Annotated in this window: 12 protein-coding genes; 10 read left to right on the top strand and 2 right to left on the bottom strand. The window is 59.3% G+C overall.

Translation table 11 applies throughout. From position 1 onward, the window contains the following. The first annotated feature begins 1 nt into the window (after nucleotide 1). Nucleotides 2-1,357, top strand: coding sequence for a sigma-54-dependent transcriptional regulator (locus tag CU100_RS19565; RefSeq protein WP_106718271.1), 1,356 nt, complete (start codon nucleotides 2-4; stop codon nucleotides 1,355-1,357). Here CU100_RS19565 and CU100_RS19560 read toward each other — a convergent pair. Beyond that, nucleotides 1,354-2,397, bottom strand: coding sequence for a LacI family DNA-binding transcriptional regulator (locus CU100_RS19560; RefSeq protein ID WP_106718655.1), 1,044 nt, complete (start codon nucleotides 2,395-2,397; stop codon nucleotides 1,354-1,356). The two genes, CU100_RS19565 and CU100_RS19560, sit on opposite strands and share 4 nt — an antisense overlap. A gap of 271 nt (nucleotides 2,398-2,668) precedes the next feature. Between CU100_RS19560 and CU100_RS19555 the strand changes: the two genes are divergently transcribed. From CU100_RS19555 to CU100_RS19515, 9 genes are all read left to right on the top strand, one after another. Then, nucleotides 2,669-3,643 carry an ABC transporter substrate-binding protein gene (locus tag CU100_RS19555; RefSeq protein WP_407070363.1) on the top strand — a complete coding sequence of 325 codons (975 nt, stop codon included), beginning with the start codon at nucleotides 2,669-2,671 and terminating at the stop codon, nucleotides 3,641-3,643. 93 nt (nucleotides 3,644-3,736) lie between these two features. Further along, nucleotides 3,737-5,275 (top strand): sugar ABC transporter ATP-binding protein, encoded by a 1,539-nt coding sequence (locus CU100_RS19550; RefSeq protein WP_106718654.1) that lies wholly within the window; start codon nucleotides 3,737-3,739, stop codon nucleotides 5,273-5,275. Then, a complete protein-coding gene (locus CU100_RS19545; protein WP_106718269.1) occupies nucleotides 5,272-6,267 on the top strand; it encodes an ABC transporter permease in 996 nt (331 codons plus the stop codon). Before CU100_RS19550 ends, CU100_RS19545 begins: the two co-directional genes overlap by 4 nt. After that, the gene (locus tag CU100_RS19540) at nucleotides 6,264-7,253 is read left to right on the top strand and encodes an ABC transporter permease (protein ID WP_106718268.1); all 990 of its coding nucleotides are present in this window, start codon (nucleotides 6,264-6,266) and stop codon (nucleotides 7,251-7,253) included. Before CU100_RS19545 ends, CU100_RS19540 begins: the two co-directional genes overlap by 4 nt. Continuing rightward, entirely contained in the window at nucleotides 7,253-8,272 is a 1,020-nt protein-coding gene (locus CU100_RS19535; RefSeq protein ID WP_106718267.1) for an aldose epimerase family protein, read from the top strand. The genes CU100_RS19540 and CU100_RS19535 overlap by 1 nt, the downstream gene beginning before the upstream one ends. Nucleotides 8,273-8,326: 54 nt before the next feature. Beyond that, nucleotides 8,327-9,646, top strand: coding sequence for an NAD(P)H-dependent oxidoreductase (locus CU100_RS19530; protein ID WP_106718266.1), 1,320 nt, complete (start codon nucleotides 8,327-8,329; stop codon nucleotides 9,644-9,646). A gap of 42 nt (nucleotides 9,647-9,688) precedes the next feature. Continuing rightward, nucleotides 9,689-10,726: a thiamine pyrophosphate-dependent dehydrogenase E1 component subunit alpha gene (locus tag CU100_RS19525; RefSeq protein WP_106718265.1), complete on the top strand. Its 1,038-nt coding sequence runs from the start codon at nucleotides 9,689-9,691 to the stop codon at nucleotides 10,724-10,726. After that, a complete protein-coding gene (locus tag CU100_RS19520; protein WP_106718264.1) occupies nucleotides 10,726-11,724 on the top strand; it encodes an alpha-ketoacid dehydrogenase subunit beta in 999 nt (332 codons plus the stop codon). The genes CU100_RS19525 and CU100_RS19520 overlap by 1 nt, the downstream gene beginning before the upstream one ends. Further along, entirely contained in the window at nucleotides 11,725-13,047 is a 1,323-nt protein-coding gene (locus CU100_RS19515; protein WP_106718263.1) for an acetoin dehydrogenase dihydrolipoyllysine-residue acetyltransferase subunit, read from the top strand. On the opposite strand, the gene CU100_RS19510 is transcribed toward CU100_RS19515, so the two are convergent. Continuing rightward, the gene (locus CU100_RS19510) at nucleotides 13,028-13,666 is read right to left on the bottom strand and encodes a hypothetical protein (protein ID WP_106718262.1); all 639 of its coding nucleotides are present in this window, start codon (nucleotides 13,664-13,666) and stop codon (nucleotides 13,028-13,030) included. The two genes, CU100_RS19515 and CU100_RS19510, sit on opposite strands and share 20 nt — an antisense overlap. Nucleotides 13,667-13,694: the final 28 nt, after the last annotated feature.

Here is a 13,694-nt window from a genome sequence, read left to right as displayed (position 1 = left end):
CATGGATATTCAGACCACCGTAGCGTTTATCGACGACGACGACGACCTGCGCAACGCCAATCGTCAGACCCTGGAGCTTGCGGGTTTCAGTGTCATGCCCTTTGCGGATTCCATGAGCGCGCTGCAGGTTCTGACGCCGGATTTTACCGGCGTCGTCGTCACCGATGTGCGCATGCCGCACATCGACGGCCTGGAATTGTTCCGGCGCCTGCGCGCCATGGACGCCGACCTGCCCGTCATTCTGGTCACAGGTCATGGTGATATCGATATGGCCGTCGAGGCCATGCAGGATGGAGCCTATGATTTCATCGCCAAGCCCTATCCGGCCGAGCGGCTTGTCCAGAGCATCATGCGTGGGGCTGAAAAGCGGCGCTTGGTGATTGAAAACCGCGAGCTGCGCCTCGCGCTCGAGACATCCGATGACAATCTCCCGTTGATTGGCCAGACCCCCGTCATGCAGAACCTGCGCAAGACCTTGCGTCACGTGGCCAATGCGGATGTCGACGTCCTGATTGCCGGTGAAACCGGCACCGGCAAGGAAGTTGCGGCAAGCCTGCTGCACGAATGGAGCCGTCGCAAGCGAGGCAATTTCGTCGCTCTCAATTGCGGAGCGCTGCCGGAAACAGTGATCGAAAGTGAACTGTTCGGGCATGAGGCGGGGGCATTTACCGGAGCGCAGAAAAAGCGCGTCGGGCGTATCGAACATGCCAGTGGAGGCACGCTGTTTCTCGATGAGATAGAAAGCATGCCGCTGTCGACACAGGTCAAATTGCTGCGCGTACTTGAAACCCGCGAGATCACGCCGCTGGGCACCAATGATCATCGTGCTGTTGACCTGCGTGTCGTGGCCGCCGCAAAGGTCGACCTCGGCAGCCCGCAACAGCGCGCGAATTTTCGCGAAGACCTGTTCTATCGTTTGAACGTCGTCACGATCTCGATCCCGCCGCTGCGCGAGCGCCGGGACGATATTCCTTTGCTGTTCACGCATTTCCTGCAACGGGCTGCAGCGCGGTTCAAGAGCGAAACGCCAGAATTGACAGGGGCGTTGCGCTCGCGCCTTATGGACCATGATTGGCCGGGAAATGTGCGCGAGTTGTCACATTTTGCCGAGCGTGTTGCGCTGGGGCTCGAGGAGACGGCTATTCAACCCGCCGGTCCGGACACGAGCATTCTCAATCTGCCGTTGGCAATGGAACAGCACGAAGCGAAACTGATCCGCGATGCACTGAGCGCGAACAATGGCGACGTGCGCTCGACCATCGAAACCTTGGGAATTCCGCGCAAGACCTTCTATGACAAGTTGCAACGTCACGGGATCGATCGCTCCGACTATGCGCAGCGGACGCCCGGAGACTAGCTGAAGACCGCGAGTTTTTCGGCGCACTCCGCAACAGACAGCCGCTCCACCAGCGGGCACTCGAGTTTGGTGATCGGATAGCGCGTGCCTGATGATGACGGGGCATATCCATCCAGTTGCTCTATTGCCCATCGCCCCATGGCTCGATGCGGCAGGACCGACGTCGTCAATTGCGGATGGAGATGGCGGGAGATTTCCTCGTCGTCATAGCCGATGACGGAGATATCCTCGGGAATCCGCATTCCGGCTTCCTTCAGGGCTTCGTAGCAGCCAATCGCGGTGCGATCGTTTTGGCAGAAAATGGCGGTGGGGCGATCATGCAACGTCAGCAGTTTTCTTGTGGCGTCGTATCCGGCGCTTGCCGACCAGTCGCCGTCGATCACCAGTTTCGCGTCGAAGGGAATATCTGCCGTCGCCAGGGCGCGACGATAGCCCTTGAGCCTGTCCTTGGCTGCCTCCATCCATGGCTCGCCAGTGATCGTGCCAATGCGCCGGTGACCGTGCTGGATCAGGTGACGGGTCGAATGCTGGCCGCCGGCGATCTCGCTCGGCACGACGGCAGGAAACGCGTGGTCCGCCGTATAGCAGTTGATGAGAACGACCGGTACATCCAGTTCGTAAACCGCCGCCGGCAGGACAACCTCACGTGTAAAGATCGCCATATAAATCAGCGCCGATATCCCCTGCTCGCGCAAGGCGCGTATCGTGCGCGGTTCCATCTCGGGATCGTTGAGTGTCTGGGCAACGAGTATGATGTTTCCCGCATTCCATGAAGCCTGGCGCGCACCCTCGATGGCGACCACTGCCTCGGGACTGGTTGCAAGCTGATCGACCACAAAGCCAATCTTGCCGTCCAATGCGGGCGCGAGGATATCCGCGGTGTCGAGATGGGCGAAATTCGGCGCCGCATAGCCAAGCGCGCGCGCTGCGTCTATCACCCTTTCGCGCGTTTCGGCGGCGAGTTTGATGCCTGGCGTCTTGTTCAAGACGAAGGAGACGGTGGCCTGTGAACAACCTGCGGCACGGGCAATGTCGGTCATCGTCACACGCTTGCTGACGCGCTTGCGGCGCATTGCAAGCCGCGTGGCCTTGCTCTTCCCAGTGGTCGAATTGTCCACCGTATCACCCACCCGGAACGACGCTTCCCGCTATCCGTAGACTGGCCGGAATCGATGAAGTTGCAGCGAATATTACGAACAGTTGGAGTGACTAATCAACATAAATAATTATTGACTAATTATTATAAGCAGCGATGATCGCGGGCAGTGGAATCCCCACGAGCTAATTTCTGGGAGGAAATTTTCAATGACTATGACCCGTCGGACTCTGCTCTTCACATCGGTTGTTGGACTGGCTGCGACAATGGTTGCTGGCAGCGCATTTGCCGCGGCGCCGCCGCTCAAGAAGAAAGACACCTACAAGGTCGGCTTCGCACAGACCGAGAGCAACAATCCCTGGCGTCTGGCCCAGACCGCCAGCATGCAGGAAGAGGCCAAGAAGCGAGGTTGGCAACTGGTTTACACCGATGCCGCGAGTTCCGCCGCCAAGCAGGTCGCCGACGTCAATTCCATGATCGCCCAGGGGGTGGATCTGATCTTCCTTGCGCCACGTGAGGAAAAGCCGCTTATTCCAGCAATCAAGGCAGCCAAGAACGCCGGTATCCCGGTGATCCTGCTTGATCGTAACGTCGACGCTTCGCTGGCCAAGGCCGGTGAGGATTATGTCACCTTCATCGGCTCCAATTTCATCGAGGAAGGCCAACGCGTTGCCGACTGGCTGGTCAAGAACGCCAATGGCAAGACCACGATCATCGAGCTTGAAGGCACCACCGGCTCTTCCCCGGCCAATGACCGCAAGAAGGGCTTTGACGATGTGATCGCCAAACATCCGGAGTTCAAGATCGTCGCCTCGCAGACCGGCGATTTCGCCCGCGACAAGGGGCGCCAGGTTGCCGAAACGCTGTTGCAGGCGCATCCCGACGCCAATGTGATCTATGCACATAATGACGAGATGGCGATGGGAGCGATTTCCGCGATCGAAGCTGCGGGCAAGGTGCCAGGCAAGGATATCCTTGTCCTGTCCATCGACGGCGGCAAGGAAGCAGTTCAGGCCGTGGTCGATGGCAAGATTGCAGCTGTCGTTGAATGTAATCCGCGCTTTGGGCCAAAGGCGTTCGACACGGCTGTTGCCTATGCCAATGGAGAAAAGATTCCGGAAAAGATCATCAATCCGGATCAATTCTACGATGCCAGCAACGCCAAGGATTTGCTGAGCACCGCCTATTGATTTTGTAGCTCCGCCAGCGCTCTTATGGAGCGCTGGCTTTTTTTCGGCACTATGGTGCCGGTGCTTTTTGATGGTTCGAGAATTGGCATCGTTATGAACACCGACAGTCTTTTATCGATGACCGGTATCGACAAGCGCTTTGCCGGGATTCCTGCTCTGGCGGCTGCTTCGTTTTCGGTCGGGCGCGGGGAGGTTCATGCACTGATCGGTCAGAACGGTGCGGGCAAATCGACGCTTATCAAGGTACTGACCGGCTACTACAGGCGAGACGCCGGTGAAGTGATATTCGATGGCAAGCCATTCGAGGTTACGTCCCCCCAGCAGGCGCAGGCAAGCGGCATCAGCACCATCTATCAGGAAATCAATCTCGTTCCTTATCGCTCGATCACCGAGAACATTTGCCTTGGCCGCGAAGCTCGCCGTTACGGGCTGCTCGACTGGAAGTGCATGCACCAGGAAGCCGAGGCACTGCTCCAGCGTTTCAACGTGCGCGCCGATGTGCGCCGACCGTTGATGGAATTCAATACCGCCACCCAGCAGATGGTGGCGATTGCCCGTGCGATAGGTTTTTCTGCAAAACTCGTCATCATGGACGAGCCCACTTCATCGCTCGATGAACGCGAAGTATCTGTGCTGTTCAATGTCATCCGGCAGTTGAAGCAGGAAGGCGTTTCGGTTGTTTTCGTCAGCCACAAGCTGGATGAGCTCTATGAGGTCTGCGATCGCGTCACGATCATGCGCGATGGGCGGACCGTCAGGACCGCTGCCATGAACGAGATCGACAGGATCGGTCTCGTGTCGTCCATGCTGGGGCGCACCATCGATCGCGCCGAAGGCCACGCCACCGCGTTCAGTGATCGCGACGAGAAGAAGATCGGCGAGGTGCTGCTGTCGGCTGAAAGTCTCGCCATAGGCCAGATCGTGCGGGACGTATCGTTCAACGTGCGCAGCGGCGAAATCGCCGGGTTCGCCGGGCTGCTCGGTGCTGGACGTACCGAGACGGCCCGGCTTGTTTTCGGCATAGACCGGCCCCGTGCGGGAAAGATGACCTTCAACGGCCAGGAGTTTGATCCGCACAATCCCTCCGACGCCATTGCCGCCGGTATGGGATTCTGTACCGAGGATCGCAAGAGCGAGGGCATCGTCCCCGACATGAGCGTTGCAGAGAACATGATGCTGGCGCTGATGCCGAAGCTCTCAAAGTCCGGCATCATCGACGAGAAGGCGCAGCGCGAAATCGTCGAGCGCTTCATCCGGCAACTCGGGATCAAATGCTCCGGTCCTGATCAGAAAGTCCGCGAGCTTTCCGGGGGCAATCAGCAGAAGGTTCTGCTTGGCCGCTGGCTGGCAATGAACCCGCGCCTCCTCATCCTGGACGAGCCGACGCGCGGCATCGATGTCGGAGCCAAGGGCGAAATCCAGGCACTTATCAAGACGCTCGCCGATCAGGGGCTTGCGGTCCTGATGATCTCCTCCGAACTCGAGGAGGTGATTGAGGGAGCCGATCGTGTTTTCGTCCTGCGCGAAGGCGTCAGCGTCGCGCAATTCGGTCGCGACGAGGCGACGGAGGACGCCGTCATGTCCGCCATGGCACATGGCAGCGCACCAGCCATAGCGGAGGCTGCAACATGACCGATACTGCGCGTCAACAACGCGTTTCGCGCCCGCTCGACCTGTTTGAGTTCATGGCGCGCTACGGCACCTTGATTGCACTTGCTCTGCTCATCCTGTTCAACTTCGCTTTCACCCGCAACTTCGCCACGATGCAGACGCTCAATGTCAATCTCACGCAGGTTTGCACGATCGTCATCGTCGCGGTCGGCATGACGCTCGTCATCGCTACCGGCGGCATCGATCTTTCTGTCGGATCCCTGATGGCGATCTCCGGCGCGCTTGCGCCGATGATTTTCCTGGGGAAGATCGTTCCCATCGACAATGTTGCTCTCGCAGTCGCGGCAGCCATGATCATTGCAATCGGCGTTGCCGGACTTTTCGGTCTCTTCAACGGCTGGCTCATCGCCAGGTTTCGCATCCAGCCCATCGTCGCCACGCTGGTTTTGTTCATTGCCGGTCGCGGCATTGCCCAGGTTCTGACCAATGGCAATCTTCAGACATTCCGCGTTCCGGAGTTCCAATGGATCGGTCTTGGCCGCCTCTTCGGCGTTCCCGTGCAGGTCGTGCTTATGGTCCTCTTGGTCATTGCCGCGGCCTTTGTGCTGAAACGGACTGTTTTCGGCCGTCAGATCATCGCCATTGGCGGCAACGAACGTGCGGCAGAGCTCTCCGGTATCGCAGTCGCCAAAGTGAAGCTCATCGTTTATGCGATCAGTGGTCTTTGTGCCGGAATTGCTGGTCTCGTCGTGATCGCCATCAATTCGTCCAGCGACGCCAATCTGGTTGGAATGGGCATGGAACTTGACGCCATTGCTGCTGTTGCCGTCGGCGGCACCCTGTTGAGCGGCGGCAAGGCAACCATCATCGGCACATTGCTTGGCGCCATGACAATCCAGCTCGTGCGTTATACTCTGCTCGCCAATGGCGTGCCGGACGCCGCGGCCCTGGTGGTGAAGGCGGGCATCATCGTTCTCGCCGTGTGGATTCAGCAACAGGGTAGGGCCGCATGACTGAAAACCGCCCTGGAACTCGCCTGATCTCCCTGCTCGGCAGCTATGGCGTCGTTCTGGCGCTGCTGCTGCTCATCCTCTTCGGCTGGGCGCGCTATGATTATTTTCTGGGCCTGTTCAACATCACCAGCGTGCTGCGCTATAATTCGATGTTCGCGCTCGTGGCCCTCGGCATGTGTTTTGTCATCATGACCGGCGGCATCGATCTGTCAGTCGGTTCGACGGCTGCGCTCGGCAGTGTCGTTGCCGCCCTTGCCAGTCCGCAGGGTCCCTGGATCGGTCTCGGTGCCGGTCTCGGCGCCGGTCTCCTCGTTGGCTTCATCAATGCCATTATGGTCACCCGGTTGAAGATCATGCCCTTTGTCGCAACCCTTGCCATGATGCTCGCCGCCAGCGGCACGGCGCTGCTTCTCGCCGACAACCAATCTGTCTCGGTGTCTTATGAAAGCGGCTTCACGTCGATCGGCCAGGACAATTTCCTTGGCTTTCCGATACCCGCCTGGATTGCGCTTGTCGCCTATGTGATCGGCTGGATCGTCCTGAATTTCACCAGTACCGGCCGGGGCGTGCTTGCCATCGGCGGCAATGAGGACGCGACACGTCTGATGGGCCTGCCCGCCGACCGGATCAAGTTCCTGGTCTATCTTGCCAGCGGCGGGCTGGCGGGTCTCGCCGGCGTTATCCTTGCTTCGCAGTTCGGGGCCGGGCAACCCATCGAAGGCGTCGGCTGGGAGCTCTTCGCCATAGCGGCAGTCGTTGTCGGCGGCACTTTGCTCACAGGCGGCGTGGGGTCGGTCGGCGCGACACTGGCGGGCGTGCTCCTGCTCGGCATCCTCTTCAACGTTCTCAATTTTGAGAATGGAAAAGGCTGGATTTCGCTCTCCGCCTACTGGCAATCGGTGATACGTGGCCTGTTCCTGCTGGTCGTCGTGATTCTGCAGGCCAAACTTTCCTCGCGCGGCAGCGTCGCTGTCAGGGATCATTGATGCGTGACGATGCGAACCCCGAGCCATTCGGCACATTCCACGGCGAGCCGGTATTCCAGGTAACGATCCGCTCGCCTGCCGGTGCCGTTGCCAGGATTTTGAACTGGGGTGCAGTCATCAGGGACTTGCAAATCCCCCTGACGGACGGGGCCCTCCAGCGCGTTGTCCTTGGCTTTGACGAGTTCGGCGATTATCCCGCCCGTTCGCCCTATTTCGGGGCTCTGGTCGGGCGCTACGCCAACCGCATAGCGGCCGGGCGTTTCCAGCTTGATGGAAAGACGGTTCAGCTCGACCTCAATGAACACGGTATCCAGACCTTGCACGGCGGAAGCGGCGGGGTTTCGCAGCGCTTGTGGACCATCGCTGCCCTTACCCGGTCTTCAGTCACGCTCGCCATGAATTTGCCCGATGGCGATCAGGGTTTTCCGGGCAGTATGGATGTGCAATGCACCTATAGCCTCGTCGACGACCTTACGCTTCGCGTCGAGGTTGAGGCGGTCACAGATGCGCCAACGGTCGCCAATTTTGCCCAGCACTCCTATTTCAATCTTGATGGGTCCAGCGATATCCGCAATCACAAGCTGCGGATCCTTGCCGATGCCTATACGCCCGTCGACGGCAATCTTATTCCAACAGGCGAGATCGCCGCAGTCGGTGAAACGGCCTACGATTTTCGCCTGCCGCGCCGGATCGGCACGAGCGGTTCAACCCTCTACGACCATAATTTCGTCCTGAGCGAGCCCATAAGCGATGGCATGAGGTTTGCCGCATCGCTGGTGGCGGGCAATGGCCTTGCCATGCAGGTTCACACAAGCGAGCCCGGTCTGCAATTCTATGATGGGGCGAAGATTGCGGCTGTTACCGGCCATGGTGGCACGCAATATGGCCCGCATGCCGGACTTTGTCTGGAAGCGCAGCATTTCCCCGACAGCCCTAACCAGCCGCAGTTTCCGGGTACGGCGCTTCGCCCCGGCGAGACCTATCGCCAGCGCACTGAATTCCGCTTTCATAACGTCTAACTTGCCAATCACAATTTCCCGTCCTATGCCGGTCCCAGCAAAGTGGAGGCATTGATGGCTACGAATGTTGCATTGACGGGATTGGCGCGGGACATGCAGGCGCGGGCGGATACGGGCCGTCCGATCCGCATCGGCCTGATCGGTTCGGGCGAGATGGGCACGGACATCGTCACGCGGGTGGCGCATATGCCCGGCATCGAGATCGGGGCGATTTGCGAACTGAACCTTGCGGGTGCGCTGAAGGCCGTGGACATCGCCTATCAGGAGGAAGGCCATTGGCGCGAGGTGTCGAATGCACCGGCGCTCACCGCGGCAATGGAAGCCGGCAGGATCGCCGTCACCGATGATGCCGATCTGGTGCTTGACAGCGATCTGATCGACGTTGTCATCGATGCGACCGGGGTTCCGGCGGTCGGGGCCGAGATCGGCCTGAAGGCGATGGAACGCGGCAAGCACCTCGTCATGATGAATGTCGAGGCGGACGTGACCATCGGCGCCTACCTGAAGAGCGAGGCCGACCGGCTCGGCGTCACCTATTCGCTCGGTGCCGGCGACGAGCCGTCTTCGTGCATGGAACTGATCGAGTTCGTCTCGGCCATGGGCCATCCGATCGTTGCCGCCGGCAAAGGCAAGAACAATCCGCTCAACATCGATGCCATACCCGACGATTACGAGGAAGAGGCCAGGCGCCGCCACATGAATGTGCGCATGCTGGTCGAGTTCGTCGACGGCTCGAAGACCATGGTGGAGATGGCGGCGATCGCCAATGCCACCGGGCTCGTGCCGGACAGGCCGGGCATGCATGGTCCGGCGGCAACGCTCGACCAGCTGTCGAAGGTGCTCGTGCCGGAAAAGGATGGCGGCGTGCTCTCGAGGGTCGGTGTCGTCGATTATTCGATCGGCAAGGGCGTGGCGCCGGGTGTGTTTGTCGTTGCCGACATGTCGCATCCGCGCATTTCGGAGCGCATGGAGGACCTGAAGATGGGCAAGGGTCCCTATTTCACCTTCCACCGCCCCTATCACCTGACCTCGCTGGAGGTGCCGCTGACCTGCGCGCGCGTCGTGCTCTACGGCAAGGCCGACATGGTGCCGCTGGCCAAGCCGGTCGCCGAGGTCTGCGCCGTCGCCAAGAAGGACCTGAAACCCGGCGACCGGCTCGATGCGATCGGCGAATATTGCTACCGCGCCTGGATCATGACGGCGGGCGAAGCCCGCCAGGCGGGTGCCATCCCTTGCGGCCTGTTGCAGGGCGGCAGCGTCACCGCATCGATCCGGAAGGGCGAACTCATCACCAGCGCCAATGCCGCCCCCGCGCCAGGCTCGAAGATCGTCGAGCTGCGCGCGAGGCAGGACAGGCTGGTTTATGGCTCGTGAACCTCGAACGTATCCCGCTACAATAGGACAAGGAGTGCCGATATGGCATCCGCCAGAAGCTCAAGTGCAAAGCGCCGCGATGACGGCAGCAATCTTCCGTTTGCCTTCCGGCACTATCCGCCGGAACAGCTGAAGGAAGCGCTGCGCAAGATGTATTTGATACGCCGCTTCGAAGAGGGCGCAGAGGAATCCTATACGCGTGGTCTCATCCACGGCACCATGCATTTGTCCATTGGTCAGGAAGCGAGCGCGGTCGGCATTTCCATGCCGCTCGCCGAAGATGACATGATCACCTCGACGCATCGCGGTCATGGACACTGCATCGCCAAGGGCGCGGAAGTCTCGAAAATGTTCGCGGAGTTTTTCGGCAAGGAAACCGGTTACTGCAAGGGTCGTGGTGGTTCCATGCATATCGCCGATGTATCGAAGGGAAATCTCGGTGCCAATGGCATTGTCGGCGGCGGAATTCCGATTGCGGTCGGCGCGGCTCTGTCAGCGAAAAAGCAGAAGAACGGCAAGGTCGTCATCTCCTATTTCGGCGATGGCGCCAACAATGAAGGTGCATTTCACGAAGCACTCAACATGGCTTCAGTGTGGAAGCTGCCTGTGGTTTTCGTCTGCGAGAACAATGGTTACGGCATGTCGACGTCGACCAAGCGTTCGACCGCCGTCGCCAACGTCGCCGACCGTGCAGTTGCCTACAACATGCCGGGTGTCATCGTTGACGGCAATAATCTATCTGACGTGGCGGAGGCCTCGCATGAGGCTGTTGAGCGGGCGCGACGGGGCGAAGGACCTACCCTGATCGAATGCAAGACCTATCGTCATCGCGGCCACTCCAAGAGCGATCGCAACCGCTATCGGACCAAGGAAGAGATCGAAGACTGGATCACCAATCGCGATCCGATCCACCTGTTCGAGGATCAGCTCAAGGAATTCGGTTTCGTCAACGATGCCGACATCGAAACGATCCGTACAAGTGCTGAGGCGGAGATTGCCGAGGCGATCGAATTCGCCAAGAACAGCCCATCGCCGACCTTGGATAATCTGACACGCGACGTCTATACGGTTGAAATTTGATGGACAATACGATCCGTGAGCTGAGCTATTCGCAGGCAATACAGGAAGCTATGGCAATTGCCATGGAAGCCGATGACCGTGTGTTCCTCATGGGTGAGGACATTGGCGTCTATGGTGGCGCATTCCAGGTGACTGGTGATCTCGTGCACCGTTTTGGTGAAGACCGGGTGATGGACACGCCGATCTCCGAGCTCGGCGGTGCGGGCGTTGCCGTCGGTGCGGCCCTGACCGGCATGCGGCCAATCTTCGAGTTCCAGTTTTCGGATTTCGCAGCGCTGGCAATGGAACAGATCGTTAACCAGGCGGCAAAGATCCGTTACATGTTGGGTGGCGCGGTCTCGGTTCCGCTGGTAATGCGGTTTCCTGCGGGCTCGGGTACAGGCGCTGCCGCACAGCACAGCCAAAGTCTGGAAGCCTGGTTCGGCCACGTACCTGGCTTGAAAGTGATCCAGCCGTCGACGCCGTATGATGCCAAAGGTATGTTGCTTGCGGCCATCGAGGACCCAGATCCGGTCATGATCTTCGAGCACAAGTTGCTCTACAAGATGAAGGGACACGTTCCGGAAGGGCATTACACCGTGCCGATAGGCAAGGCTGCCGTGATGCGTGAAGGAACCGACCTGACGATCGTTGCTTCGGCCATCATGGTGCACAAGGCCCTGGAAGCGGCCCGCGAGCTCGAGAAAGAAGGCATCAATGTCGAGGTAGTCGACCTGCGAACAGTGCGACCGATGGACAAGGAAACAATCATCGCCAGCGTCAAGAAGACGTCGAAGCTGATGTGCGTCTATGAAGGCGTCAAGACGCTCGGCATCGGGGCGGAAGTCAGCGCCATGATCGCCGAGAGCGAAGCCTTCGATTATTTAGATGCGCCGATCGTGCGCCTTGGTGGCGCGGAAACGCCTATTCCCTATAATCCGGAGCTAGAGAAGGCGACTGTGCCGCAAGTTCCGGGAATTGTGACCAGTGCGCGCGATCTCGTCAAAGGGGTGCGTTAGATGCCCGTCGAAGTAATCCTGCCCAAGGTCGATATGGATATGGAGAGCGGCCAGATATCGCGGTGGTACGCCAAGGATGGTGATGCTGTAACCAAAGGGCAGGTGTTATTCGAGATCGAGACGGATAAGGCGGCCATGGAAGTGGATGCACCGTCTTCTGGAATTCTGCGCAACGTGACAGCAGCGGAGGGAACGACAGTTCCCGTCGGTCAGGCCGTAGCTTGGATCTTTGCCGAAGATGAGGCTCATACTGCGGCGACGCCAGCAAGCAGGGCAGAGGCGCCGGCACTTGTCACCCAGAAGCCGACCTCCGTACCAGGGCCAGCTGATGCGCAGCTTCCCGCGGTGGCAACGAGCGCTGAGAGAGACGCGGGGATCCGCGCGACGCCCCTTGCCCGGCGTGTCGCGAAGGAAGCAGGTATCGATCTGGCATCTGTTTCAGGATCGGGACCGAAGGGGCGTATCCAGAAGAAGGATGTCGAGAGTGGCGTGCGAAATGACGCTGTCGCAAAACCTGCCGTGCATGTTCGACCGACAGCTGTTGAACCGGAGGCCGCGCTTCATGCCTCGTGGCTGCGGGAAGGCAAGAATTCAGAACTTGCTCCGCTCGTCCTGATCCATGGGTTCGGCTCCGACCTCAACAGCTGGAGGCCGATGCTTGGTGGCGGCGCGCTGGATAACCCCATCCTTGCCATTGATCTGCCCGGTCACGGCGCTTCCACGCACAATATCCCGGATGACCTTCATACTATCGCCAGCCTGGTAGAACAAACGATTGCCGCCTATCACTCCGGGCCCATCATACTTGTCGCACACTCGTTTGGCGGCGCGGTTGCGACCGAAATGGCTGCGCGCAGCCATCTGGACATTCGTGCACTCATCCTGATCGCACCGGCAGGCCTCGGTCCCGAGATAAACAGCGCATTCATCTCGGGTTTTGTCCGCGCCAGGACTGAGCCGAGCCTCGTGGCATGGATGAAGCAGCTGGTCCAGGATGAGAGCATCCTGACCAAGCCTTTTATCGAAGCGACACTGGCTCAATCGCGAAATGTGGCGCTGCGCGAGGCTCAGCAACTTGTGGCGGACCGCTTCTTCGCAGATGGAACGCAGGTGATCGATGTCAGGCAAAGCCTCGGAAGCCTGTCCATTCCCGTCCGGGTTATTTTCGGCGCAGCCGACCGGGTCATCCCTGCCACGCACGCGGCCGGATTGCCGGGGGAGATTGCGGTGCATCTCTTCGCCGCTACAGGCCACATGCCTCAGCTCGAACAACGTGAAAAGATCATGCGTATTCTGGGGGAAGTCAGCCGTTCGGTAGCCTAGCGCTGCCGGGTTTTGGCGAAACCAGCGCTCGTTGAACGGCGCTACGTGCCGAAGCCAGATTGGGCATGATCCAATTTGGCTCCGCGCCAAGGAACTTGTCGAGAAAGGCTATTGCAGAGTCCGGAATCTCCCGGACGTTTTCGCGATAGGACCACCAGGTGCGCAGGTCATCGGCACAGCTGTCGATTGCAGGTGCCGTCCCGAATTCCTGTTCGCAGATGGCCGCAATCGCACCCACGCAATAGTTGGTGTACAGGAAACCCTCGGGCCAGAACTCGATGATGCTTTGCATCTGGGTGAGTTCAGAAACGGGCTGAGCCGGCCGACTTTGCACCTTTGCCGGTGCTTCGATGATCAGCTCTTTTAATACAAGGCCTGCGGCGAAGATGATGAAATCCTTGCGATCGATCCGCGCATAGGACTTTTGTTGCTCGACAGTCTCGACCCAGTTGAGAAAAGCACGCGTCAGCCTCGTCTCATCGATGGCAAATTGATAGCCGTAATGCTCCGCAATCAGCGCGGCATTCTTGCGAAAAGCCATGCGGAACCAACGCAGCTGGCGCAGCCGATGCCGTAAATCCGGCATGTGGATCAATTCGTCCCTGAACAGAAAATCCATGCCTTCTCACCTTCAATTCCATTGTAAC

It is taken from the genome of Phyllobacterium endophyticum (assembly GCF_003010935.1).
Classification (GTDB): domain Bacteria; phylum Pseudomonadota; class Alphaproteobacteria; order Rhizobiales; family Rhizobiaceae; genus Phyllobacterium; species Phyllobacterium endophyticum.
The sequence above is the reverse complement of the archived record's forward strand: the minus strand, read 5'-3'. Positions and strand labels throughout refer to the sequence as shown.